The sequence below is a fragment of the Euzebya rosea genome, assembly GCF_003073135.1.
GTDB classification, from domain to species: Bacteria; Actinomycetota; Nitriliruptoria; order Euzebyales; family Euzebyaceae; genus Euzebya; species Euzebya rosea.
This window is the reverse complement of the sequence record NZ_PGDQ01000020.1, coordinates 41,910-66,279: the sequence shown is the minus strand read 5'-3', so window position 1 is coordinate 66,279 and position 24,370 is coordinate 41,910. Positions and strand designations below refer to the sequence as shown.

The 24,370-nt window shown below is 71.5% G+C and carries 20 protein-coding genes; 17 read left to right on the top strand and 3 right to left on the bottom strand.

The window, feature by feature from the left end; translation table 11 throughout:
• Positions 1-153: 153 nt before the first annotated feature.
• Positions 154-1,104, bottom strand: coding sequence for a helix-turn-helix domain-containing protein (locus CUC05_RS21575; protein ID WP_108668214.1), 951 nt, complete (start codon positions 1,102-1,104; stop codon positions 154-156).
• Positions 1,105-1,291: 187 nt separating this feature from the next.
• On the opposite strand from CUC05_RS21575, the gene CUC05_RS21570 reads away from it, so the two are divergent.
• The 15 genes from CUC05_RS21570 (at position 1,292) to CUC05_RS21500 (ending at position 18,838) form a co-directional block, all read left to right on the top strand.
• On the top strand, positions 1,292-2,101 hold the full coding sequence (locus CUC05_RS21570) for an alpha/beta fold hydrolase (RefSeq protein ID WP_108668213.1): 810 nt from the start codon (positions 1,292-1,294) through the stop codon (positions 2,099-2,101).
• Positions 2,102-2,153: 52 nt separating this feature from the next.
• The gene (gene dapC / locus CUC05_RS21565; RefSeq protein WP_108668212.1) at positions 2,154-3,326 is read left to right on the top strand and encodes a succinyldiaminopimelate transaminase; all 1,173 of its coding nucleotides are present in this window, start codon (positions 2,154-2,156) and stop codon (positions 3,324-3,326) included.
• A gap of 59 nt (positions 3,327-3,385) precedes the next feature.
• Positions 3,386-4,507: a DapH/DapD/GlmU-related protein gene (locus CUC05_RS21560; RefSeq protein WP_108668211.1), complete on the top strand. Its 1,122-nt coding sequence runs from the start codon at positions 3,386-3,388 to the stop codon at positions 4,505-4,507.
• A gap of 3 nt (positions 4,508-4,510) precedes the next feature.
• A complete protein-coding gene (locus CUC05_RS21555; RefSeq protein WP_108668210.1) occupies positions 4,511-5,017 on the top strand; it encodes a hypothetical protein in 507 nt (168 codons plus the stop codon).
• A gap of 31 nt (positions 5,018-5,048) precedes the next feature.
• Positions 5,049-6,161 carry a succinyl-diaminopimelate desuccinylase gene (gene dapE, locus CUC05_RS21550; protein ID WP_108668209.1) on the top strand — a complete coding sequence of 371 codons (1,113 nt, stop codon included), beginning with the start codon at positions 5,049-5,051 and terminating at the stop codon, positions 6,159-6,161.
• 78 nt (positions 6,162-6,239) lie between these two features.
• Positions 6,240-8,204: a DNA gyrase/topoisomerase IV subunit B gene (locus CUC05_RS21545; protein WP_108668208.1), complete on the top strand. Its 1,965-nt coding sequence runs from the start codon at positions 6,240-6,242 to the stop codon at positions 8,202-8,204.
• 67 nt (positions 8,205-8,271) lie between these two features.
• Positions 8,272-8,685: an ACT domain-containing protein gene (locus tag CUC05_RS21540; RefSeq protein ID WP_108668207.1), complete on the top strand. Its 414-nt coding sequence runs from the start codon at positions 8,272-8,274 to the stop codon at positions 8,683-8,685.
• 79 nt (positions 8,686-8,764) lie between these two features.
• Positions 8,765-9,997: a tRNA dihydrouridine synthase gene (locus tag CUC05_RS21535; RefSeq protein WP_240606307.1), complete on the top strand. Its 1,233-nt coding sequence runs from the start codon at positions 8,765-8,767 to the stop codon at positions 9,995-9,997.
• Positions 9,994-10,578 carry a Maf family protein gene (locus CUC05_RS21530; protein WP_108668206.1) on the top strand — a complete coding sequence of 195 codons (585 nt, stop codon included), beginning with the start codon at positions 9,994-9,996 and terminating at the stop codon, positions 10,576-10,578. The genes CUC05_RS21535 and CUC05_RS21530 overlap by 4 nt, the downstream gene beginning before the upstream one ends.
• A gap of 110 nt (positions 10,579-10,688) precedes the next feature.
• Positions 10,689-14,324, top strand: a complete 3,636-nt coding sequence (locus CUC05_RS21525; protein WP_205712479.1) for a DNA gyrase subunit A — start codon at positions 10,689-10,691, stop codon at positions 14,322-14,324.
• 27 nt (positions 14,325-14,351) lie between these two features.
• On the top strand, positions 14,352-14,933 hold the full coding sequence (locus tag CUC05_RS21520; protein ID WP_108668204.1) for a nitroreductase family protein: 582 nt from the start codon (positions 14,352-14,354) through the stop codon (positions 14,931-14,933).
• A gap of 104 nt (positions 14,934-15,037) precedes the next feature.
• The gene (locus tag CUC05_RS21515) at positions 15,038-15,562 is read left to right on the top strand and encodes a hypothetical protein (RefSeq protein ID WP_108668203.1); all 525 of its coding nucleotides are present in this window, start codon (positions 15,038-15,040) and stop codon (positions 15,560-15,562) included.
• A gap of 101 nt (positions 15,563-15,663) precedes the next feature.
• Positions 15,664-16,950, top strand: coding sequence for a hypothetical protein (locus CUC05_RS21510; RefSeq protein ID WP_108668202.1), 1,287 nt, complete (start codon positions 15,664-15,666; stop codon positions 16,948-16,950).
• A 95-nt stretch (positions 16,951-17,045) separates the two neighbouring features.
• Positions 17,046-17,594: a hypothetical protein gene (locus CUC05_RS21505; protein WP_157965866.1), complete on the top strand. Its 549-nt coding sequence runs from the start codon at positions 17,046-17,048 to the stop codon at positions 17,592-17,594.
• A gap of 65 nt (positions 17,595-17,659) precedes the next feature.
• The gene (locus CUC05_RS21500) at positions 17,660-18,838 is read left to right on the top strand and encodes a hypothetical protein (protein WP_108668200.1); all 1,179 of its coding nucleotides are present in this window, start codon (positions 17,660-17,662) and stop codon (positions 18,836-18,838) included.
• A 25-nt stretch (positions 18,839-18,863) separates the two neighbouring features.
• Here the strand turns inward: CUC05_RS21500 and tal are convergent, their stop codons facing one another.
• Together tal and tkt are read right to left on the bottom strand one after the other, a co-directional pair.
• The gene (tal, locus tag CUC05_RS21495) at positions 18,864-19,955 is read right to left on the bottom strand and encodes a transaldolase (protein ID WP_108668199.1); all 1,092 of its coding nucleotides are present in this window, start codon (positions 19,953-19,955) and stop codon (positions 18,864-18,866) included.
• Positions 19,952-21,943, bottom strand: a complete 1,992-nt coding sequence (tkt, locus tag CUC05_RS21490; protein ID WP_240606306.1) for a transketolase — start codon at positions 21,941-21,943, stop codon at positions 19,952-19,954. Before tkt ends, tal begins: the two co-directional genes overlap by 4 nt.
• A gap of 199 nt (positions 21,944-22,142) precedes the next feature.
• On the opposite strand from tkt, the gene CUC05_RS21485 reads away from it, so the two are divergent.
• Positions 22,143-23,141 (top strand): COX15/CtaA family protein, encoded by a 999-nt coding sequence (locus tag CUC05_RS21485; RefSeq protein ID WP_157965865.1) that lies wholly within the window; start codon positions 22,143-22,145, stop codon positions 23,139-23,141.
• The gene (locus CUC05_RS21480) at positions 23,138-24,061 is read left to right on the top strand and encodes a heme o synthase (RefSeq protein WP_108668196.1); all 924 of its coding nucleotides are present in this window, start codon (positions 23,138-23,140) and stop codon (positions 24,059-24,061) included. The genes CUC05_RS21485 and CUC05_RS21480 overlap by 4 nt, the downstream gene beginning before the upstream one ends.
• Positions 24,062-24,370 lie beyond the last annotated feature (309 nt).

Genomic DNA, 24,370 nt, shown 5'->3' with positions numbered 1-24,370 from the left:
GTTTCCACTGCCTTGGCAAAGTGTCGGTAAAGCACTGCCGCTCCTCGGGTGGTCATCGCGCTCGACGCTGGTTCCCAACCGGTTCGTCACCGACGACGTTCCGGCTGGCCCCGTTCGTCATCCAGCGACAACATCCGCCACGTCGGTTGAGGATCAGCGCGGGTCGCGGACCTCGCTCGGCGACACGCCGAACCGGCGCTTGAACGCCAGGCGCATCGCATCGGCGGACGCGAACCCGCTGTCGTGGGCGATCACGTCCAAGGTGTTGGCGCGCCCGCCCGGCGCACGCAGCATCTCGCGGGCACGGCGAAGCCGCTCCTCCCGGATCAGCTCGCTGGGAGTCGTGTCTGCCTGCTGCATCGCCAGCTGGAGCTGCCGCACCGACCACCCGAGGGAACGTGCCAGCGAGGCGACCGTCAGGTCGGGGTCGGCGGCGTGGCGTCGCACGAACCGCCGTGCGACGGCCTCGACCTCCTCCAACGGATGCGGTGGCGCGTCCTCGGCCAGGATGCACAGCAGCTCGGCCACTCGGTCGCACACCGCGTCGAACTGGCGAGCCGTCAGGTGGTCCCGCTCCGCAGCAAGGTCGCGGACCATGTCGCCGACGACCCTGCCGAGGCCCGACCGCAGGTTCAGCGCCCCGAGCGGTGGGCCGGACCGGCGCCGGGGACCGTCGAGGATCGCCTCGGGGATGGTCAGGACGACACCCCGAGCCGACGCCCCCTGGCGCAGCTGGAAGGGCTGGTGGCCGGGCAGGAGGCTGCCGACCCCCTCCTCCAACGGGGTCTCGGTCTCGCCTGCCCGCACGGCCATGCCGCCGGACAGCGGCAGCAGGAACCGGTAGTTGGCGTCGGGGAACCGTCGAACCTGCCCCGGCGTCCTGACGTAGGCCACCCGGTCGGACCAGAACTCCACCATCTGGAAGGTCGCGGTGGCCTGGCGGATCGTGCCTGCGGCGAAGGTGGCGTTCCCCCGGCTGTCCACGCCTCTGATGTCCATCCGGCAGTGGTAGCCGCGGACGTGCTCGGTCCAGAAGTCGGCGCGTTCGTCGGTGGCCACCCCGTCGGTGGTGGCCCGGACGACGGTGTAGTTCGCAACGGTCATCAGGCGGCTCGTCGGGGATCCTATCCACGTCCTCGGGCGGGAGTGCACCGGTCTCGACCGAGGACCACGGGGCCGTGCGCGTGGCGTCGGATGTCGTGCGCATCCCGGGGGGCGGCGACGACATCGACGTGGACAGGATCGTGCCGGTCGTCACCGCGACGGCCGCTTCCGAGTCGAGGAGGACACCTTGCCCACCGCATCCGTCAACGGGACCACGATCGCCTACGACGAGTACGGACCGAGCGACGGCACAGGGCTGCTGCTCAGCCACTCGCTGTTCTTCAACCGGTCGATGTTCGCTGACCTCGTCGAACGGTTCTCCAGCACCCACCGCGTCGTGACCTACGACCACCGCGGACAGGGGGAGAGCGCCCCGGCGCCGCTGGAGCAGCTCGACATGGACACCCTGGCCGAGGACGCCGCGGCGCTGATCGAACACCTGGGCCTCCAGGGCTGCCACGCGGCCGGCAACTCCATGGGCGGCTTCATCTCGCTGCGGCTGGCTGCCCGGCGGCCCGACCTCGTCCGCTCCGCCGTCGCCATGGGTTCCTCGGCGGAGGAGGAGCACTCCCTCGCGGAGTTCGCCCCGCTCGTCGCCCACATGCAGGAGCACGGCACCGCGGAGGTCATCGACACCTTGATGCACATCATGTTCGGCGACTTCACGCTGGCCGACGATTCCCGTGCGCAGATCCGGAAGGAGTGGCGGGCCTCGATGCTTGCGCTCGGTCCCTCCATCGGCGACGCAGCACACCAGGTCATCCATCGCACCGACATCCGTGCCGAGATGGCCCGTACCGAGGTGCCGATCCTCGCGATCGCCGGTGCGGAGGACCACGCCTATCCGCCGCCGCTGTCGTCCAGCCAGCTCGCCGAGGCCGCGGGCAACGGATCGCACGTGACGGTTGCGCAGGTGGGCCACTCGGTGGCGCTGGAGGATCCGGTTGCGGTCGCCGACCACCTCTCGCGGCACATGGCGTCGGTCGAGGGTTCCTGACGCCCCGAGGGCGTGACAAGCGGTCGCCCGTCCGGCATGCGAAGCTGCGGGCATGAACCCCGTGCTCGCGCGGCTGGGCGGGTACCCGCTGGCCGCCTTCCAGGACCTCGCCCGGCAGATGCGTGCCGAGGACGAGCCGTGCTTCGACTTCTCCATCGGCGACCCCGTCGAACCGACCCCGCCCTTCATCCGGCAGGCGCTGATCGACGCCGTCCCCGAGGTCAGCCAGTACCCCACGGCCGCCGGCATCCCCGAGCTGCGACAGGCGGTCGCCGGCTGGGTACAGCGCCGGTTCGGCGTCGAGGTCGATCCGGACCGCCACGTCCTGCCCACCGCGGGATCCAAGGAGGGCATCTTCCACGCGCCGCTCGGGCTGCTCGACGCCGGGTCGTCCAAGCGGCACTGCATCTGGGGGTCACCCGGCTACCAGCCCTACGAACGCGGGACCCTGTTCGCCGGCGGCGAGTCCGACCGGGTCGACCTGTCCCCCGACGAGGGCTGGTTGCTGCACCTCGACCGAATGCCTGCCGACCGCCTTGACCGCGCGTTCGTCGCCTGGCTGAACTACCCGCACAACCCCACCGGCGCGGTCGCCCAGCCCGACTGGCTGCGTGCCCAGCTGGCCACGGCCCGGGAGCACGGGGTCGTGATGGGCTCCGACGAGTGCTACGTCGAGATCCACCGACCGGACGACACCCCACCGACGTCCATGCTGGAGGTGGCCGACGGCGACCTGACCGGGGTGCTCGTGGCCTTCTCGTTGTCCAAGCGAAGCGGCATGACCGGCTACCGCTGCGGCGCCCTCGTCGGCGACCCCGACCTGATCGCCGCCCAGCGGACGATGCGGCCCAACATCGGGTCGGCCAGCCCCGAGTTCGTCCAGCACGCCGCCGCGGCCGCCTGGGCCGACGACGAGCACGTTGCCGAGCGTCGCGAGGTCTTCGAGGCCAAGCGACAGGTCATGCAGGCCTTCTGCGACGAGGTCGGGCTGGAGGTCAGCGGTTCGGAGGCGACGTTCTACCTGTGGCTGCGCACGCCGGGAGGGGACGACCGGGCCTACGCCGAGGCGTTGCTGGCCCGCCGGATCATCGCCTCGCCCGGCTCGGCGTTCGGGCCAGCCGGTGCCGGCTGGCTGCGCCTGGCCCTCGTCCCCTCGGTGGAGGGCTGCCGCGAGGCGGCGGCCGCATGGCGACAGGCGATCACGGACGGCGTCCTGCCCACCTGAGCGCCCGCCCCGGGTCGACGGCTTGGCGAGCCGGGACACGAACGGGCACGCTCTGTGCCATGCGCACCCTCGACGACATCGCCACGGCACGCACGGCCCTCGAGGCCACCATCGACGGCTGGGCCCAGCCCGCTGCATGGGCGGTCGGCGTGGCCACCATCGGCCCGTCCGGCTCGGTCCTCGACGTCATCTTCCCGGTGGTCAACCTCGACACGCCGTCCCTGTCGGCCGTCGCCGTCGCACAGCAGGTCGGCCACGCGGCCGGCACCGCCACCCACCGGCTGACCCCCGGCCAGCTCGACGCGGCGATCACCGTCGTCGCCCCGGCCGAGTCCGTCGACGTGCCGCACCCGAACCTGGGCGCCTGGCGACAGCTCCTCTCGCTGGTCGACGTGCCCGCGGCCGGCGGGACCCGGCAGCTCGTCGTGGCGTTCGTCGGTGACCTGGCCGACGCGCCCGTCGACGCCGTCGACGCCTGGCTGCGCCTCCACCTGCTGAGCCACCGGCTGGTCGCCCCCCACGGCGTCGCGCTGGACGGTGTCTTCGGGCTGCTCACCAACTGCGTGTGGACCAACCACGGCCCGTTCGAGGTCGAGGGGTTCGAGGCCGCTCGCCTGGCCGCGAGGGTCGAGGGGCGCCACGTCGAGGTCCGTCTGGTCGACAAGTTCCCGCCGATGCTCGACTACGTCGTCCCCTCGGGGGTCCGGGTGGCCGACGGCAACCGCGTCCGGCTGGGCGCCCACCTGGCGGCTGGCACCACGGTGATGCACGAGGGCTTCTGCAACTTCAACGCCGGGACGCTCGGTGCGTCCATGGTGGAGGGGCGGATCTCCGCGGGTGTGGTGGTCGGCGACGGCTCCGACATCGGTGGTGGCGCCTCCATCATGGGGACCCTGTCCGGCGGTGGGACGGAGACGATCCGGCTGGGCGAGCGCTGCCTGCTCGGCGCCAACTCGGGCCTCGGCATCTCCCTCGGCGACGACTGCGTGGTCGAGGCCGGCCTGTACCTGACGGGCGGTACCCGCGTGGCGATGCCCGACGGGTCGGTGGTCAAGGCCCGCGACCTGTCCGGCGCCGACGGCCTGCTGTTCCGTCGGAACTCCGAGACCGGGGCGGTCGAGGCGCTCGTACGCGACGGCGGCTCGTGGAGCGGCCTGAACGCCGAGCTGCACGCCAACTAGGCCGTGGACCCCGACGGTTCGGGGCTGCCGAAGCTCGTCCACGTCCCGGAGATGATCCCCTCGCCCGTCTGGGGTGTCTCGGGGTTCCGGCTGCTGCCCACCGCGACCTGGCGAGCCATCCGAGCCCAGGAGGTCGACCGGGCCGGCGGCGCATGCGAGGTGTGCGGTCGGTCACAGGCGAAGGGCCTGATCTGCCACGAGGTCTGGGACCACCGCATCGTCGACGGGCAGGGCATCGCCACCCTCGCCGCCCTGCGGATGCAGTGCCGACCCTGCGACGAGGTCACCCACTACGGGCTCGCGGAGTCCCGTGGCCGCGGGGCCAGGGCCCGTGCCCGGCTGGCCCGGCTCAACGGCATGGGACCGGAGATGGCATCCGCCGTCCTCGAGGTGATGTACGAGCGGCACGCCACCCTGTCGTCGGTCCGCCGCTGGACCGTGCGGATCGCCCCCACCCTCGCCGAACGGCATCCGGACCTGGTGACGATCGAGCAGGTCGTCGAGGGCTGACCGCGGCGACGGCGGGGATAGGCTCGCCGGCATGACGACCGAGGCATCCGAGACCCCGACCGCCCCCACCGATGCGTTGACCGGGCGCCTGACCGACCTGCTCCTCGAGCTCTGCGGGATGCCGTGCGTCACGGGTGAGGAGGGGCCCATCGCGGACTGGATGGCCGACCGGTACGGCAGCCGCGGTGACGTCGTCGTCCGGGTGGGCAACTCCGTCGTTGCGGGCGTCCCCGAGGACGAGGGGGACGACCGTCCGTTGGTGCTGCTCGTCGGCCACCTCGACGTCGTCCCGCCGACCCCCGACGACCTCGTGCCCCGGATCGACGGCGACCTGGTCGTCGGTCGTGGCACCAGCGACATGAAGGCCGGCCTTGCCATCGCGATGGATGCCTTCGAGGACGAGCGGCTGCGGACGAAGGGGCCCTACCGCATGGCCCTCGTGGCCTACGCGGGGGAGGAGGGCCCGGAGGAGGGCAACGAGCTGACCGACGTGCTCGAGGCGATGCCCGGCCTGGCCGACGCCGCGCTGGCGATCGTCCTGGAACCCACCGACATGGAGGTCCAGCTCGGCTGCATGGGCGGCCTGCACGCCGAGGTCACGTTCCACGGACAGGCGGCGCACTCCGCGCGCCCGTGGCAGGGCGACAACGCCCTCACCAAGGCCGGGGAGTGGCTGGCCGGCTGGCGCGAGGACGCCCCGGTCGACGTCGAGGTCGACGGGATGATCTATCGCGAGGTCACCAACCCCACCCGGGCGTGGACCGACAACGCCCGCAACGTCATCCCCGGGGCGTTCACGGTCAACGTCAACTACCGCTTCGCCCCCGACAAGGACCTTGCGGACGCCGAGGCCGTCCTGCGGGAGCGCATCGGCGACGTGGGCGAGGTTGCGATCATCGACCGCGCCCCCGCCTGCCCGCCCAACCGCCACGCCCCGGCCGTCCAGGCGTTCGTCGACGCCGTCGACGGTGCGGTCACCCCGAAGCAGGCCTGGACCGACGTCGCCCGGTTCGCCCAGATCGGCGTCCCCGCCCTCAACTACAGCCCCGGGCTCGGCGCACAGGCCCACCAGCAGGGCGAGCACGTGCCGATCGCCAACCTCGCACCGGCACGCCGGGCGCTGGGCCGGTTCCTGGCCGGGTGATGACGGCGGGCTGAACCGGTCCCCGGCGGGGCGCCTGCGAGGGGACGTCACACCCCCTTGGCATCATTGGACCCAACCATGGTCGAGTACTCCGCCAAGTCAATCTCCGTCCTCGAGGGCCTCGAGGCGGTCCGCAAGCGTCCCGGCATGTACATCGGGTCCACCGACGTGCGCGGGCTGCACCACCTCGTCTGGGAGGTCGTCGACAACGCCGTCGACGAGCACCTCGCGGGCCACTGCAGGAAGATCACCGTCAAGATCCTCAAGGACGGCGGGGTCGAGGTCGCCGACGACGGCCGTGGCATCCCCGTCGAGGAGCACCACAAGCTGAAGGTCCCGGCCCTCGAGGTCGTGATGACCAAGCTGCACGCGGGCGGCAAGTTCGACCAGCAGGCCTACGCCGTCTCCGGTGGCCTCCACGGCGTGGGCGTGTCGGTCGTCAACGCCCTCGCCATCCGCACCCAGGTCGAGGTCAGCCGCGACGGGCAGGTCCACGCCATGCAGTTCAAGCAGGGCAAGCGGACCAAGAAGCTCGAGGTGATCGGCACGGCCGCCCGCGGGGGCAAGGCGACCGGCACCCTGGTCCGCTTCTGGCCGGACCCCGAGATCTTCGACACCACCGACTTCGACGACGAGACCATCGTCACCCGCCTGAAGGAGACGGCCCTCCTCAACCCGGGCCTGCGGATCGACTTCCACGACAACCGGCCGGCCAGCCAGGGCGGGGGGCGCCGCGAGTCCTTCCGCTTCGCCGATGGCCTGACCGACTTCGTCAACGTCCTCCTCGACGGCAAGGACCCGTTGCTCGCCAAGCCGATCGTGATCTCCCGCGCCGAGGAGTTCGACGGCCGGCCGATGGCCTGCGACATCGCCGTCACCTGGATGGAGACCGGCCACTCCGAACGCAGCCGCTCCTACGTCAACATCATCCACACGCCCGACGGCGGCGCCCACGACGAGGGCTTCCGCAAGGCGCTGACCCGCACGTTGAACAAGTGGGGCAGCGACCAGAACAAGCTGTTCGTGCAGAAGGGACCGCAGTCGGTCACCGGTGACGACCTGCGCGAGGGCATGGTCGCCGTCGTCAGCGTCAAGATGCCCGACCCGCAGTTCGAGGGGCAGACGAAGGGCCGGCTCGGCAGCGCGGTGATGCGCAAGTTCGTGGAGAAGGTCGTCGGCGAGGCCCTCGCCGAGTGGCTGGACGCCAACACCGGCGACGGCCGCAAGATCATCAAGAAGAGCTTGCTGGCCGCCAAGGCCCGCCAGGCCGCCAAGGCCGCACGGGACCTGACCCGGCGCAAGGGCATCCTCGACTCCTCCTCCGCCGGCCTGCCCGGCAAGCTGGCCGACTGCTCCTCCCGCAACCCCGAGGAGTCCGAGCTCTACATCGTCGAGGGTGACTCGGCGGGCGGTTCGTCCAAGCAGGGCCGTGACCGCGACCGGCAGGCCATCCTGCCCCTGCGCGGCAAGGTCCTGAACGTCGAGAAGGCCCAGCTGCGCCGTGTGCTCGCCAACGAGGAGATCGCCAACCTCATCAAGGCGATCGGCACCGGGGTCGAGCCCGAGTTCGACATCAACGGACTGCGGTACCACAAGATCATCCTGATGGCCGACGCCGACGTCGACGGCGGGCACATCACCACCCTGCTGCTGACCTTCTTCTACCGGCTGATGCCCGACCTGATCGCCAAGGGACACGTGTACCTGGCCCAGCCGCCGCTGTACCAGCTGCGCAAGAAGACCACCGTCGAGTACGCGATGAGCGACAAGGAGCGCGACCAGCTGCTCCGCAAGGTCTTCCGGACCGACCCGAAGGAGCCCAAGGGCGTCGAGGTCGCCCGGTTCAAGGGCCTCGGCGAGATGGACCCCGACCACCTGTGGGAGACCACCATGGACCCGCAGCGCCGCACGCTCCTGCGGGTGGGCATCGAGGACGCGGCCCGGGCCGAGTCGATCTTCGGGCTGCTCATGGGCAACAGCGCCGCGGACCGGCGTGGCTGGATCGAGGCCAACGCCCAGTACGCGGAGAACCTCGACATCTAGGACCGACATCTGACGTCCCGGCAACGCTGACGGGTCGACCGGTCCCCATGGGCTAGGTTGTGGCCCCATGGCTGGTGAAACGGATCTCGGGACGTTGCTGGAATCACTCGACGTTCGCCAGCGGGAGGGCACGTACGTCTACGTGAACCTGCCGCCTGGGGCGCCGTTGCCCGACCTGCCGCTGTCGGCGGTCGTCACCGAGGTCGAGGGCACCACGATCGTGCTGCGCCAGTCCGACGCCGAGGAGGCGGGCATGGACGCGGAGTTCCCCGCCGCATGGCTGACGCTGGCCGTCCACTCCTCCCTGGAGGCCGTGGGCCTGACCGCGTCGGTCAGCGCGGCCCTGGCGGTCGTGGGCATCCCCTGCAACATCATCGCGGGGTTCCACCACGACCACCTGCTGGTCCCGCCGAACCGCGCCGAGGACGCCATCGCCGCGATCGCGGCGCTGCGGGACCGTCCCGAGCTGCACGAGTCCTGACCTCGTCGAGGGTCCATTCGGTCGGGGTGGTCGACGGCACACGCTGCGATCGGGCCGGTCGCTGGCACCATCGACGGTCGTGAGCCCCTTGACCCTGGCTGGTGCCCGCACCGCCGTCACCGTCGACCCGCCGGTCGTCCTCGCCCCCATGGCGGGGGTCACCAACGTGCCTTTCCGTGCCGTCTGCCGCGCCTTCGGCGGCGGGCTCTACGTCAGCGAGATGGTCGGTGCCCGCGCCCTCGTCGAAGCCGACCAGCGCGGGGCCATGGCCCTGCTCCGCACCGACGACGGGTCGCTCGACGCCGAGTCGGACAAGGCCCGGCTGGCCGACGAGCTGTCGGGTGGGCGGTTGCGGACGATGCTCCGAGCGGCGTTCGCCCCCGACGAGCCGGTCAGGTCGCTGCAGCTGTACGCCATCGACCCCGACCACATGCGCGACGGCGTGGCGGTGCTGGCCGAGCACGACCTGGTCGACCACATCGACCTCAACTTCGGCTGCCCGGCGCCCAAGGTCACCCGCATGGGTGGCGGCGCGGCGCTCCCGTGGCGACTCGGCCTGTTCGCCGAGCTGGTCGAGGCCGCCGTCTCGACCGCCGGCGGTCGTCCGGTCACCGTCAAGATGCGCAAGGGCATCGACGCGGACCACCTGACCTTCCTCGAGGCCGGGCGCATCGCCCGGGACCTCGGCGCCGCGGCGGTCACCCTGCACGGTCGCACCGCACAGGACGCCTACGGCGGCCACGCCGACTGGGACGCCATCGCCGCGCTGGTCGAGGCCATCGGCGACGAGGTCCCCGTGCTCGGCAACGGCGACATCTGGCAGGCCGCCGACGCCGTGGAGATGATCGCACGCACCGGATGTGCCGGTGTGGTCGTCGGCCGGGGCTGCCTGGGCCGCCCGTGGCTGTTCGGCGAGCTCGAAGCCGCGCTGGCCGGCAGTCCCGTGCCGCCACCACCCAACCTCGGCCAGGTGGCCGACACCCTGCTCGACCACGCCACGAAGCTGGTCGACCATCTCGGAGAGGCAGTCGCCATGCGTGACATCCGCAAGCACACCGGGTGGTACCTGCAGGGGTTCGAGCTCGGCAAGTCGTTGCGCGGCGCCCTGCGACGCGTGGAACGGCTCGAGGAGATGGCCGAGCTGCTGGGGACAGTGGACCGGGAGGCGCCGATGCCCGAGAGTGCGGTCTCGATGCATCGCGGACACACCCATGGCCCCAAGCCCGTCCGGCTTCCGGACGGATGGCTCGACTCCCGGGACACCCACACCCGCCTTCCGGCCGCCGCCGGCGCGGTGGTGTCGGGCGGATGAGTCGCCTCGTCCTTGCCTCGGCGTCACCCCGCCGTCGCGACCTGCTGGTCGACCGGCTGGGCCTCGACATCGACGTGCGTCCTGCCGACGTCGACGAGGCCCCCAAGCACGGTGAGGCCCCCGCGGCGATGGTGCAGCGGCTGGCGCGCCGGAAGGTCAGCGCCGTCAACGCCGAGATGGAGGACCTCGTCGTCGCCGCCGACACCGTGGTCATCGTCGACGGTGACGTCATGGGCAAGCCCGAGACACCCCACGAGGCCGAACGCATGCTGCGCGCCCTCAGCGGACGCGAACACTCCGTCCTGACCGGGGTGGCCGTCCGGCTGGGTCCCAAGGGCGCGTCGGGCGTGGACCGCACCAAGGTGCGGTTCCGTCGGCTGGGTCCCGGAGAGATCCAGTGGTACGTCGACACCGGCGAACCGCTGGACAAGGCCGGCGCCTACGCCATCCAGGGAATCGGCGGCATCTTCGTGGAGCACATCGAGGGCAGCGAGACCGGCGTCATCGGCCTGCCGCTGGGACGCCTCGCCGTGCTGGTCGCAAGCGTCGGCGCCAACCTCATGGACTACCGGGCCAGCTGACCGGCTCGTCCGCACCGGTCCGGTGACCGGTCGCGTGGTCGGTCGCGTGGTCGGTCCGGGCACGCACCGCCTGCCCGGCGATGTCGCACCCGCTTGCCACACTGGGGCCCATGAGCGCGCAAGGATCCCTGCTGGACGACGGCAACGTCGTCGACGTCGACATCGCCGAACGCATGGAGCAGTCGTTCCTCGACTACTCCATGAGCGTGATCGTGGGGCGAGCCCTGCCCGACGTGCGCGACGGCCTCAAGCCCGTGCAGCGTCGGATCCTGCACGCGATGAACGAAGCTGGCCTCCGGGCCGACCGCCAGCACCGCAAGTGCGCGTCGGTCATCGGCGACGTGATGAAGAAGTACCACCCGCACGGCGACTCCTCCATCTACGACGCGCTGGTGCGCATGGCACAGGACTTCGCCATCCGCGACCCCCTGGTGGACGGCCGAGGCAACTTCGGATCCATCGACGGTGACCCTCCGGCGGCGTTCAGGTACTGCGTGACCGGACAGACCAGGGTGGCCCTCGCGGACGGATCGACTGTGCCGATCGGGGCCCTGATCGCCGATGGATGCGATGAGGTCGACGTCGACCTGAAGGTCATCGGGCACGACGGAACGCCGGTCGTCGCCTCCAAGGTCTTCGACTCCGGCGTGCACCCCGTACGCACGTTGCGCACGAACGAGGGATTCGAGCTGACGGGGACCGGCAACCACCCCGTGCTGTGCCTCGTGCCGGTCGCGGGGGTTCCCGTCCTTCAGTGGCGGACGCTGGACGAGATCGAGCCCGGGACCCGAGTGGCGATCCGTCGTGCGGACGACGCTGGGACGTTCGACCCCAGCGACGAGCAGGACCGCTGGATGACCCTGGCCGGCGCCCTCGTCAGCGAGGGATGGGCGTCGACGGCTCGCGCCGGGTTCAACAACACCGACAAGCGCTTCTTCGACCACGTGCGTACGGCATGGGAGCAGCTCATCGGCGGGCAGCTCTTCGTTGGCAGCCGCACCCTCCCGTCCGGCAGGACCATCCACGAGATGGACGTGCAGGACACCAGCGCCCTGGCCGCCAGCCGACTCGGCGAGCTCATCGGCCTCAGGAGCGCCGACAAGCGTGTTCCGGAGCTGGTCTGGCATGCCGGGACGGAGTCGAAGGCCGTGTTCCTCCAGGCCCTGTACGAGGGCGACGGATCGGTGATGCTGCAGCCCCGCGGTTCGATCCGGATCGCCTACTCCACCCGCAGCGAGCAGCTCGCGAAGGACGTCCAGACCCTCCTGCTGGAGTTCGGGATCATCGCCCGTCGGTACCTCGACGGGGCCCGGGGTGAACACCAGGTCACCATCGTGAACCGTCGGGATGCCCGTCTGTTCGCGGCACGCGTGGGGTTCTGGGGCACCAAGCGACGCGCCCTGGCCGACGCCCTCGCCGGTGTCCCACGGACCAGCCGGGCGATGTCGTCCGACCACATTCCCTACCTGGCCGGCTACCTGCGCAGCGAGGCACCTCGGGGCGGCCGCGAGTGGCTGTCCAAGCACAACATCGACCGCGTGGAGCGCTGGGAGCGGGACGGCGACACGATCCTGGAGAAGCTGCGGGACCCTGCGCTGCAGCGCTTCGCCACCGACCTCGTGGAGCGCGGGTACTTCTACGCCACGGTCGACGAGGTCGTCGACGCCGGCCGGGAGCGGGTCTACTCGCTGCGAGTCGACTCCGACGCCCACGCGTTCGTGACCGACGGCTTCATCAGCCACAACACGGAGTGTCGACTGTCGCCGCTGGCGATGGAGATGCTGTCGGGCATCGACGAGGAGACCGTCGACTTCGTCCCCAACTACGACGGGTTCGAGACCGAACCGGTCGTGCTGCCCAGCCGGTTCCCGAACCTGCTGGTCAACGGGTCGACCGGCATCGCCGTCGGCATGGCGACCAACATCCCGCCGCACAACCTGGGAGAGGTCATCGACGCCTGCCAGCTGCTGATCTCGCGGCCCTCGGCGGACCTCGAGCAGGTCATGGAGGTCCTGCCGGCCCCCGACTTCCCGACCGGTGCCCGGATCCTGCCGGGTGACGGCATCCGCGACGCCTACGCCACCGGGCGCGGCGCGGTCACGGTGCAGGCGATCGCCGCCACCGAGACCCGCTCGGGCGGCCTGCCGCGCATCGTCATCACCGAGATCCCCTACCAGGTGAACAAGGCGGCGTTGCTGACCAAGATCGCCGACCTGGTCAAGAACAAGAAGATCGACGGGATCCGCGACCTGCGGGACGAGTCGTCCCGGGACGGCATGCGCATCGTCATCGAGCTCAAGCGGGGCGAGGACCCCAGCGCCATGCTCGAGAAGCTGTACTCGCTGACCGACCTGCGCACGAACTTCAACGTCAACTTCGTCGCCCTCGACAACGGTCGGCCCGAGACGATGGGTTTGCTGCAGGCGCTGCACGCCTACCTGGCCCACCAGCGTGACGTCCTGACCCGCCGCACCAGCCACCGCCTAGAGAAGGCCAAGGCGCGCCTGCACATCCTCGAGGGCCTGCTCATCGCCCTGGACAACCTCGACGCCGTCATCGCCCTGATCCGGGCGGCCGACAGCGCCGAAGCTGCTCGTCAGGGACTGATGGCGCAGTTCCGGATGTCGGAGATCCAGGCCACGGCGGTGCTGGACATGCAGCTGCGTCGGCTGGCCAAGCTGGAGCGCGGGAAGATCCAGGCCGAGCACGACGAGCTGGTCGGGATCGTCGCCGAGCTCGAGGCCATCCTCGCCGACTCCGGTCGGCTGGACCGGATGCTGTCGGGCGAGCTGGCCGCGATCGCGGAGACCCACACCACCCCGCGCCGCAGCCGGATCGACGGCTGGGACGCGGCCTCGGGCGATGACGAGGGTGAGGTCGCTCCCGTCCTGGCTGCCCAGGACGTCACCACCTACGTCACCGCCGGCGGCTACCTGAAGTCGGTCGCGCGCAAGCGACTCACCGCACCGCACAACGCCGACCACGATCCCATCGTTGCGGTCCTCCGTGGTGCCGCCGACGACGTGCTGCTGCTCATCGACGAGCAGGGGACCGGTTACCGCATCGACATCGGGCAGCTGCCGGTCGTCTCGATGCCACGTCGCGGGACCGCCGTCGCCGCGGTGCTGGGGGAGGGGCCGGCCGCCCCGCTCGCCGGCGCCGTCGTCCTCGGCGAGCACCCCTACGTGCTGACCGTCTCCGCGGGCGGACAGGTCAAGCGGACCGAACGCGGCGAGTACGAGATCCGCAACCGGTCGATGACCGCCGCGGGCACCAAGTCCGGTGACCGGATCGTCGCCGTCCTCGGGGTCGAGGAGGACGACGAGCTGCTGCTGGCCCACAGCAAGGGGCTGGCCATCCGCTTCCCGGTGTCCGACGTCAACCCGACCGGACGATCCGCGTCGGGTGTCGCCGGGATCAAGATCCCCAAGGACGCCGCGCTCGTGTCCGCCACGGTGGTCTCCGAGCACGGGGACGTGACCGTCGTCGACGCCGACGGTCGGGCCAAGGTCGTCCCCGGTGGGGACTTCCCGCTGCAGGGTCGCGGTGGCAAGGGCGTGCTGACCGGTGTCGACACGTTGGTGTGGGCAGGCTCGGGACGCACCCTGCACGTCCCGACTGCGGAGGGCTGGACGACGGTCCGTCCCGAGACGCTGACCGCCACCTCCCGTGCACGCCCGGCGGTCGAGGCGCTGCCGCCCGTCAGCGGCCAGCCGGTGGCGGAGGACGTCGGCGACGACGCCTGACCCGGCTGCACGACAGGAGCACATGCCATGGAGTTCACCGAGGTCGTGCGTCGCCGCCGGATGGTGCGGCGCTACCGACCGGACCCGGTCGACCCGGTCGTGCTGCGCCGGGTCCTCGACACCGCACGCCGGGGACCGAGCGCTGGCTTCAGCCAGCCCCAGCGGTTCGTCGTCGCCGTTGACCAGGAACCCCGACAGCGGATCGCCGACGCGTGCGGCGAACCCGAGCACGTGGCGCGTGGCCTCCAGCCGTGGCTGTCGGTGGCACCCGTGCACGTGATCCCCTGCGTGGACACCGGGGCCTACGACCGTCGCTACGCCGAACCCGACAAGTCCGCATCGGTCGGCCCCCAGGGCTGGTCGGTGCCGTTCCCGTGGGTCGATGGTGGGGCCGCCTTCGGCATGCTGCTCCTCGCGGCCGTCGAGGAGGGGCTCGGCGCCGGGTTCCTCGCCGTCGACAGCCAGGTGCTGCGGGGCGCAGCGGGGGTCCCCCGGGCTTGGGACCCGATCGGCCTCGTGACGCTGGGACATCCCGTCGAGGACGGCCGGCCGGGGTCGCAGAACCGGCCGCGAGACGACCTGGACGAGATCATCCGATGGGCTGACTAGTTCCTCTGCGGGCGATTAATGACTCCGATGGACCATCAACTCCTCTACGTAACGCGGCGATGCAGAGGGTGTCACCACACGTACGTCACCCGAGGAACCCCCCCATGATCCGTCGCCGCCCCCTGATCGCCGCCACCGTCGCTGCTGCCTCCATGCTGGCCTTCGTGGCCGGTCCGAGCGGCGCTGACGAAACCACCATCACCGTCACCATCGCCGGGGGCAACCTGACGATCGACGCACCCGACACCGTCACCGGGAGCGGTGCGGTCAACAGCGTCGTGACCGTCGACGTCCCATCGGTCGCCATCGCCGACGAGCGGGGGTCGTTGCTCGGCTGGACCGCAACCGCAAGCGCAACGGACCTGACCACCGGCGGTGGGGACGAGACCGGTGAGACGATCCTGGCCGCGAGCCTGCTCTGGGGCACCGACTCCATCACCCCGCACGATGAGCAGGCGGCCATCAGCCTGCCTGCGGGCGGGTCGCTCGGTGTCTCCTCGGTCATCGCCGTGGGGGCTCCGCTCCTCAGCCCCGGCGCCTTCACGGTCGACGGCGCGATCACCGTCCCCGTCCCGGTCACCGCCCGTGCCGGTGAGTACACCGGCACCCTGACCACCACGATCTCCTAGCCCCACCGCCCAGCGAGCGACACGCCGCACACATGTCGACGGCCCGCAGCCGGCCCCGGTTCCATCCCCGGGGCCGGCTGCGCCAGTTATGGTCAGCCCCGATGCGGACCCGATCGATGCTGCTGCCCCGCCTGCTGGGTGTCCTGCTGCTCGCCCTCCTGGCCGTCACCGGTGCGTCTGCCCAGGACGTCAGGGACGGCCTCGGCATCCGCCTGCTGGAGGCACCGGCCGACCGAGTCGATGACCCCCGGGCCCTGTCCTACGTGATCGACCACGTCGCACCCGGCACCACCATCGAGCGCGACTTCGAGGTCACCAACGGCTACGACACCGAATCGCTCCTCGAGCTGTACCCGGTGGCCGCCGAGATCGTCGGCGACGCCTTCGTCCCCGGTGCCGGACGCGAGGGCAACGAGCTGTCCTCCTGGATCACCGTCGACCCGCCGACCGTACGGGTCGCCCCGCGTGGCACCGCCACGGCCACGCTGCGGATCGACGTCCCCCCCGACGCCGTGGAAGGCGAACGCTACGGCGTCGTGCTCGCCGAGCGCGGCCCACCCACCGACGTGGCGGAAGGCGAGCTCGGCGTCGCCGCCCGCGTCGGCATCCGGGTCTACCTGTCGGTCGGCCCCGGCGGGGAGCCGGCCACCGACTTCCGCATCGACTCCCTGACGGGCGCGACCCGGGACGACGGCGTGCGCGTCGTCCGTGCCGAGGTCACCAACACCGGCGGGCGGGCGCTGGACTTCAGCGGCGAGCTGCGCCTCGACCAGGGGCCCGCTGGCCTGACCGCCGGCCCCTACCAGGTGACGCCCGGCACGACGCTGGCCCCGTCGACGACGGTGGACCTCGACGTGGAGCTCGACGACGCCATCCCCAGCGGACCATGGGAAGTCCGCCTGACGTTGACCTCGGGCACGCTGGTCCGCGAGGCGACCGCCCGGCTGGACTTCCCCGACGAGGCCGGGGCCGAAGGTGCCCCACAGGACGCGGTCGTGGTCGACCCCGAGGACGACGACAGCCCACGGGTACCCGTCGTGGCCGTCGGGCTGGGCCTGTTGCTCCTGCTGCTCGTTGCGCTCGCCGTGTGGCTGGGGCGCCGTCGGTCCGGACGCGAACCGACGCCCGGACCCTCGACGGATCGGCCCGGCCGGGCCGCCGGGAGCGATTCGGCACCCGCTGGCTGGGAGGCCCCCGGGCGCCCCGGTCGGACGCCGCCACCGCCGCCCCCGGGGGCACCGTCCGCCGCGGCCCCGCCCCTCGAGTCGCCGCCACCCCCACCACCGGGTCGCGCCCGGTCCGCAGCGTCGGCACCGCCGCCGCCGATGTCACCCTCCGCCACGCCGCCCCGCTCCATGCCGCCCACCTCCGGGGACGATCGCGGCTGATGGCCGCGGCGCTTCGGCGTCACTGGCCCGAACACGAACCGAGATCCTTCGCCGAGACGGCTCAGGACCGGCCCGTACCGGCCGATCAGATCCTGATGAGGACGTTCTCGCCAGGTGCTGCCATCCGTCGCCCCGCCGTCGCGTTCGTCGCGGCTGCCGCGCTCGTGGGTGCCGGTACGGTCCTGCCGGTCGGCGCCGACACCACTGCCCTGACGCTCTCCCTGACCAACTCCGGCACCCTGTCCATCGACGCACCCGCTGCGGCGAGCGCGACGACCGACGTGACCTCGACGTCCGGGGTGACCGCCACGATCCCCGTCAACGGCATCGTCATCACCGACGGCCGCGCCCTGCCGGGGGTCTTCACCGCCACCGCGACGTCCTCGGACCTGACCAGCGGTGCCAACACCATCAGCAACGCCGGGATGATCTGGTTGTCGACCTCGGCCACCACGGGCGGCGGCAGCGCCGCGCCCGGCATCCTCCGGGCCGGCGGTGCCCTGAGCGGCAACGCCATCGTCGCCATCGGCCTGGGCCTGGGGCTCGGGGCCAGCAGCTACACCATCAACGGCACCATCACCGTGCCGATCACGGGCAAGAGCCCCGGCGACTACACCGGCACCCTGACGACCTCGATCAACTGAGCGCCGATCCGCTGGCGCCGCCGCTCCTGCTCGGCCCTCGTGGACACGACAGGTAGAACGGGCCCGTGCCGCACCCCAACCCCAGCACCCCCGCCCGCGCGGCGTCGGTGACCGCACGGTCCCTGCACGGGGCCCTGCTGGTCCTCGTGGTGCTGCTGACGTCGTTCCTGCCGGGAGGTTCCTCCTCGGCGCAGGACCTGCCCCCGCCGGGCATCGGCGTGCGACTGCTCGAAGCGCCCGCCGACCTCGTCGACGACCCGCGAGCCCAGGTGTACGTCATCGACCACCTGCCGCCCGCCACGACGATCGAGCGTCGGTTCGAGGTCAGCAACGGCGAGCCGACCCCGTTCGACGTCGAGCTCTACCCTGTCGCCGCCGACATCCGCGACGATGCCTTCGTCGCCGACGCCGGCAGGCGCCGGAACGAGCTGGCGACGTGGATCACCGTCGAGCCGTCCGCGTTGACCCTCCAGCCCGGCGAACGTGCCGAGGTGGCGATGCGGATCGACGTCCCGGCCGATGCGACACGCGGCGAGCACTACGCGGTCGTCTTCGCCGAACGCCTGCCCGGCGGCGACGTCGATGGGGTCCAGGTCGCCACCCGTGTCGGGCTGCGTGTCTACCTCTCCGTGGGCCCGGGCGGCGCCCCACCCATCGACTTCGAGATCGTCTCCATCCTTCCGGCCCGTGACGACGACGGTCGGCCCGGACTGGACACGCTGGTCCGCAACACCGGCGGTCGCGCGATCGACCTGTCGGGGGAGCTGCAGCTCGCCGACGGACCCGGGGGGACCACCGCAGGGCCCTTCGACGTGGCGCTCGGCACGACCCTGCCACCGGGGGAGGAGGGGACCGTCACCGCACGACTCGGGGCCGCGCTTCCGGACGGGCCGTGGCGGGCCGACATGACGCTACGGTCGGGCCTCGTGGAACGCATGGCAACGGCACGACTGACCTTCCCCTCGGCGGGCGAGGTCGCCGAGGCGGTGGCCGCCGAGTCGACGACCCCCTCCAGCGGGCTCCCGACCGCGGCCCGCGTCGGCGGTGGGCTCGGCCTGCTGGCGATCCTCGCCGTGCTCGGCCTGCTCGTGGGCCGGCGCAGGTCCGGAGACGCGGCGCCGCAGCCGGACGCGCCCCCAGCCCGACCGGCCTGGCCCGCGCCGGATCCTGCGACCGCCGTCCTGCCGCCACCGCCTCGGCAACGCACGAGGCGGGCCGAGCTGGTGCCCGACCCGCCTCGATGACGGTGCTCCGTGTGGCCGTGGTCGCCTAGTCGGCGGCGCCGGCGACGGTCGCGACGGCCTCCTCGAAGCTGTCGACGAACTTCTCCACACCCTCGGTCTCCAGCTCCTTGGTGACCTGGCCGAGGTCAACGCCCAGCTCGGGCAGGCGTGCCAGCAGCGCCAGCGCCTCCTCGACCCGACCGTTCAGGTTGTCGGTGGGCTCGGCGCCGTGGTCGCGCGTGGCGTCCATGGTCGCTTCGGGCACGGTGTTGACGGTCTGCGGGCCGACGAGCTCGTCGACGTACAGGGTGTCGGGCAACGACGGGTCCTTGGTGGACGTCGACGCCCACAGCGGCCGCTGCGGCTTGGCGCCGTCGGCAGCCAGTGACTGCCAGCGCTCGGATGCCGTGACCTCCAGGAACGCGCCGTACGCCGCGCGGGCGTTGGCGATCGCAACCTTGCCGCGGAGCTCGTGCCCCTCGGGCAGCAGGCCGTCGACCTTCGCGTCCACGCGGGAGACGAAGAACGACGCCACGCTGGCGATGTGGTCCAGCTTGCCGCCGGCGTCGCGACGACGTTCCAGGCCCGCCATGTAGGCGTCCATGACCGCACGGTGGCGGTCGACGCTGAACAGCAGCGTGACGTTGACGTTCAGGCCCTCGCCGATGAGGCGGGTGATGGCGGCCAGGCCCGGCTCGGTGCCCGGCACCTTGACCATCAGGTTGGGACGGTCGATCTCCTGCCACAGCGACAGGGCCTCCGACACGGTGCGCTCGGTGTCGAACGCGTGGGCCGGGTCGACCTCGATGGAGACGTAGCCGTCGGCACCGTCGGAGGACTCGTACACGGCTGCGAACTGGTCGCAGGCGGCCACGATGTCGTCCTTCATGACGGCCCACAGGATCTCGCGGGCGTCCGCGCCCTGCTCGACCATCGGGTCGACCTGCGCGTCGTAGGTGTCGTCCTCGGCGACGGCCTTGGCGAAGATCGCCGGGTTGGACGTCAGGCCATGGATCTCACCGGCGCTGATCAGCGTGTCCAGGTAGGCGCCTTCGCCCAGGTAGGACCGCTTGATCGAGTCCAGCCAGATCGCCTGGCCGGCGTCGTGGATCTTCTGAAGCGGGTTCTTGTCGCTCATTCGTCGTCCTCCCATTCCTCGAGCAGGTCCCGGGCGGCGTCGGCGACCGCAGCGGGGGTGAAACCGAACTCCTCGAACAGCACCTCGGCCGGGGCCGATGCACCGAAGTCGTCCATGGCGACGTGGTCGTCGGCCCAGCGCTCCCAGCCGAAGCTGACGCCGGCCTCGACCGACAGCACGGGGGCGTCGCCGCCACCGAGCAGCTCGTCGGCGTAGTCGGGGTCGCCGTCGGCCAGCAGCTCCATGCAGGGCATGGACACGACCCGGACGGCCAGGTCGTCCTCCTCGGCCAGCTTCTCCGCGGCCGCGACGCACAGCTGGACCTCGCTGCCGGTACCGACGAGCACGATGTCGGGGTCTGCGACGTCGTTGAGGGCGTAGGCACCCATGCTGACCTGGTCGGCGGAGGACCCGGTGAGCACCGGCAGGTCCTGCCGGGACAGGGCCAGCGCCGTCGGTCCGTCGGTGCGCTGCACGGCCTCGAGCCAGGCACCCACGGTCTCGCGGGCGTCGGCCGGGCGGATGACCCGCAGGTTCGGGATGGTGCGCAGCGACGCGATGTGCTCGATGGGCTGGTGGGTCGGGCCGTCCTCGCCCAGGCCGATCGAGTCGTGGGTGAACACGTAGATCACGCCGAGGCCGGAGAGGGCCGAGAGGCGCATCGAGCCGCGCATGTAGTCGCTGAAGGTCAGGAACGTGCCGATGAACGGCCGGACGCCACCGTGCAGCACCATGCCGTTGGCCATGCCGGCCATCGCGTGCTCGCGCACGCCGTAGTTGATGTTGCGCGCGGCGAACAGGTCACGGGTGACCGCGCCGGAGCTCTCGATCATCGTCTTGTTGGAGCCGGCGAGGTCCGCCGAGCCGCCGATCAGCTCGGGCACCGTGGCCGCGAGGCGCTGGATGACCGCGCCGCTCGTGGACCGGGTGGCCTCGCTGTGGCCGTCGTCGAACTCGGGCAGGGCGGCGTCCCAGTCCTCGGCGAGCTCGCCGGCGAACGCCCGCTCAAGCTCCTCCGCGAGGTCGGGGTGGGCCTCCTCGTAGCTGGCGTAGAGGGTGTTCCACGCCTCCTCGGCGACCTTGCCGCGCTCGACCTGGCTGGCGGCCTGGTAGACCTCGTCGGGCACCTCGAAGGGCTCGTGGGTCCAGCCGTAGGCCGCCTTGGCGGCCGAGGCCTCCTCCGCGCCGAGCGGCGAGCCGTGGGCCTTGGCGGTGCCGGCCTTGGTGGGGGCGCCGTAGCCGATGGTGGTGCGAACGCGGACGAGGGTCGGGCGGCCGTCGGACTGCTTGGCCTCCTCCATCGCCTTGTCCAGCGCACCGAGGTCGTTGCCGTCGGCGACCTCCAGGGTGCGCCAGCCGTAGGCCTCGAAGCGCTTGACGACGTCCTCGGTGGAGAACGACCAGGAGGCCGGGCCGTCGAGGGTGATCTCGTTGTCGTCCCAGAAGACGATCAGCTTGTCCAGGCCGAGGTGGCCGGCCAGCGAGCACGCCTCGGCGGCCACGCCCTCCATGAGGTCACCGTCGGAGGCCAGCACCCAGGTGCGGTGGTCGACGATCGTGGTGTCCTCGGTGTTGAACCGGGCGGCCAGCATCTTCTCGGCAAGCGCGAACCCGACACCGTTGGCGACACCCTGGCCCAGCGGCCCCGTGGTGGTCTCCACGCCGGGGGTGGCGAAGGACTCGGGGTGACCCGGTGTGCGCGACTCCAGCTGCCGGAAGTTCTTGATGTCCTCCATCGACACGTCGTAGCCCGTGAGGTGCAACGTGGAGTACAGCAGCATGGACGCGTGGCCACAGGACAGCACGAACCGGTCGCGGTCGATCCAGTTCGGGTTGCTGGGGTTGTGCACCAGGTGCTTCGTGAAGAGCGTGTGGGTCAGCGGCGCAAGGCCCATCGGGGCACCGGGATGCCCGGAGTTGGCCCGCTCGACGGCGTCGATGGACAGGGCACGGATGGCGCTGACGGCAAGGGAGTCGTTGTCGGTCACATGGGGCAGGCTATCCGGTCGGGTGGGCGACCGACACCTCGGGCGACACCCGTCCGGGCGTGCGCGCGCGGGTTTGTTGTCCGACCCACCGTGTTCGGGTTGGGGCCGACACGCCCGGAGGGCGTAAACTCCGACGTCCCCCGTGGCCCGCGTGCCCCCTCCGCCGGCCGCCATCCCGACCCGGGGACGCTTCCTCATCGTGCCTGACACGCCTGCCATGCCTTCTTCCGGCTTCCGCCGCCTCGCCGTCGTTGCCGCGATCACCTCCCTCGTGGTGATCGCCATCGGCGGTGCGACCCGTGCCACCGACTCCGGCCTTGCCTGTCCGACGTGGCCCGGATGCTTCAGCGGCGGGGACTTCCTGCCGCCCGTCGACGTGAGCGCCGTGGACGGCCTCGGTCGCTCGGTGTCGGGGATCAACGTGTGGCTGGAGCACAGCCACCGCCTGGTCGCCGGCGTCCTCGGCCTGATGGTCGCCGCGTTGCTGGTGTGGGTGCTGGCCCGCCATCGCCGGACCCCGGGGCTGCTGTGGCCCGTCGTCGGTGCCGCCGTGGCCGTCAACGTCCAGGCCCTCCTCGGTGCCCTGGTCGTGTGGAACCTCGTGAAGGTCGAGCTGGTCACCACCCACCTCGGCCTCGGGACCGCCACCATGGCCCTGCTGGTCCACGTCGCGGCGCGATCCCAGGAGCCCCTGCGCCGACCGTCCCGATCCGAGCGCCTCGTGCGCATGTGGCGCTTCGCCGCCGTCGTGACCGGGGTGCTGTGGCTGCAGATCCTCGTCGGCGGCCACCTCACCGGCGTGATGGGCGGGCTGGCCTTCGTCAACGACCCCGCGCTCGGGCTGTTCTCCATCGGACCGATCACCATGGAGCCGGAGGCCGTCAACGTCGTCCACCGGTACCTGGGCTTCGTGGTCGCCGGCTTGGCGATGGCGACGGCCGGTCGCATGCGTCGTGCGGGGATCGGTGGTGCGGCCCAGGCCTGGGCGCGGGTCGCCGCCTCCCTGACCGGCCTGCAGGTCCTGCTCGGCGTCGCCAACCTGTGGTCGTCGCTGTCGTTCCTGTCCGTCATCCCACACCTGGCCGTGGCCTCGTGGATCCTCGCCGCGATGGTGATGGTCCTGATCAGCCTGTGCCGCGCCGACGAGCAGTCCGCCGTCGACGTCACCACCGACACCCTCGTCGAGGTTCCCGCGTGAGCTCCTCCACCACCACCGAGGTCACCGGCACCAGCGTCGGCGACGTCGTCCGCGCCTACGTCGCGCTGACCAAGCCGAGGATCGTCGAGCTGCTGCTGGTCACGACCCTGCCGGCCATGATCGTCGCGGCCGACGGGCTGCCCTCGGCCGGGCTGGTGTTCGTCACGCTGGTCGGCGGGACGCTCGGGGCGTGCAGCGCCAACGCGTTCAACTCCATCATCGAGCGCGAGGCCGACAAGCTGATGGCCCGCACGCGCCGCCGCCCGATGCCCAACCACCGCATCGAACCGCGCGCCGCCATCGTCTTCTCCGCCCTCCTGCAGGTCATCTCCTTCGGGATGCTCTGGGCGTGGGCGAACCTGCTGACCGCGCTGCTGGTGCTGGCCGCCAACGTCTTCTACGTGCTGGTGTACACCGCCTACCTGAAGCCCCGGACGGTCCAGAACATCGTCATCGGCGGCGCCGCGGGCTGCGTGCCCGTGCTGGCCGGCTGGTCGGCGGTCACCAACGACCTGTCGCTGGTGCCGTGGTTGATGTTCGCCATCGTGTTCCTGTGGACGCCCCCGCACTTCTGGGCGCTCGCGCTGCGCTACAAGGAGGACTACGCCGCCGCGTCGTTCCCGATGCTGCCCGTCGTCGCCGGGACCCTGGAGACGACCCGTCAGATCGTGGGCTACACGTTCATCATGGTCGGCTTCTCCCTGGCGCTCGGCCTCGTGGCCGGTGCCGGACCGCTGTACATGGTCATCGCGATGCTGCTGGGCATCCGTTTCGCGCAGCTGACCCTCCGGTTGCACCGCGTCGGCCTGCGCGCCGAGGCGGACGACGAGGTCCACGGCCCCGCGATGGCGGTCTTCCGCTTCTCCATCGCCTACCTCGGCCTGCTGTTCTTCGCCCTCGCCGCCGACGTCTTCGTCTAGGCCACTGGGGGGAGTTGCCCCCGACGCTGGCGTGTGCGATGCACGCCCATCCGCGCGGTTGATCGCACGCGCCCCAGCCGCTCGTGCGAGGTGCACGCCCTGACGCGCGGCCGATCGCACACGAGTCGCCGGGGTGTGTGCGATCAGCTGACCCCAGGGGAGGGGAGGACACCCAGGCCGCGGGGGTCGGGAACGCCTCGGTGCCACGAGGACGGGTGGCGGCGACGTGGCCGTCTCGACGGGCGGCGTGTGCAGTGCACGCCCCATCGCGGGGCCCATCGCACCCGCCCCAGTCGCTCGTGCGAGATG

Excerpts from the sequence above, each read along its gene's own strand:
- CUC05_RS21575 (WP_108668214.1), bottom strand. The coding sequence starts at position 1,104 with ATGACCGTTGCGAACTACACCGTCGTCCGGGCCACCACCGACGGGGTG.
- dapC (WP_108668212.1), top strand. The coding sequence starts at position 2,154 with ATGAACCCCGTGCTCGCGCGGCTGGGCGGGTACCCGCTGGCCGCCTTC.
- CUC05_RS21560 (WP_108668211.1), top strand. The coding sequence starts at position 3,386 with ATGCGCACCCTCGACGACATCGCCACGGCACGCACGGCCCTCGAGGCC.
- dapE (WP_108668209.1), top strand. The coding sequence starts at position 5,049 with ATGACGACCGAGGCATCCGAGACCCCGACCGCCCCCACCGATGCGTTG.
- CUC05_RS21545 (WP_108668208.1), top strand. The coding sequence starts at position 6,240 with ATGGTCGAGTACTCCGCCAAGTCAATCTCCGTCCTCGAGGGCCTCGAG.
- CUC05_RS21540 (WP_108668207.1), top strand. The coding sequence starts at position 8,272 with ATGGCTGGTGAAACGGATCTCGGGACGTTGCTGGAATCACTCGACGTT.
- CUC05_RS21530 (WP_108668206.1), top strand. The coding sequence starts at position 9,994 with ATGAGTCGCCTCGTCCTTGCCTCGGCGTCACCCCGCCGTCGCGACCTG.
- CUC05_RS21525 (WP_205712479.1), top strand. The coding sequence starts at position 10,689 with ATGAGCGCGCAAGGATCCCTGCTGGACGACGGCAACGTCGTCGACGTC.
- CUC05_RS21520 (WP_108668204.1), top strand. The coding sequence starts at position 14,352 with ATGGAGTTCACCGAGGTCGTGCGTCGCCGCCGGATGGTGCGGCGCTAC.
- CUC05_RS21515 (WP_108668203.1), top strand. The coding sequence starts at position 15,038 with ATGATCCGTCGCCGCCCCCTGATCGCCGCCACCGTCGCTGCTGCCTCC.
- CUC05_RS21510 (WP_108668202.1), top strand. The coding sequence starts at position 15,664 with ATGCGGACCCGATCGATGCTGCTGCCCCGCCTGCTGGGTGTCCTGCTG.
- CUC05_RS21505 (WP_157965866.1), top strand. The coding sequence starts at position 17,046 with ATGAGGACGTTCTCGCCAGGTGCTGCCATCCGTCGCCCCGCCGTCGCG.
- tal (WP_108668199.1), bottom strand. The coding sequence starts at position 19,955 with ATGAGCGACAAGAACCCGCTTCAGAAGATCCACGACGCCGGCCAGGCG.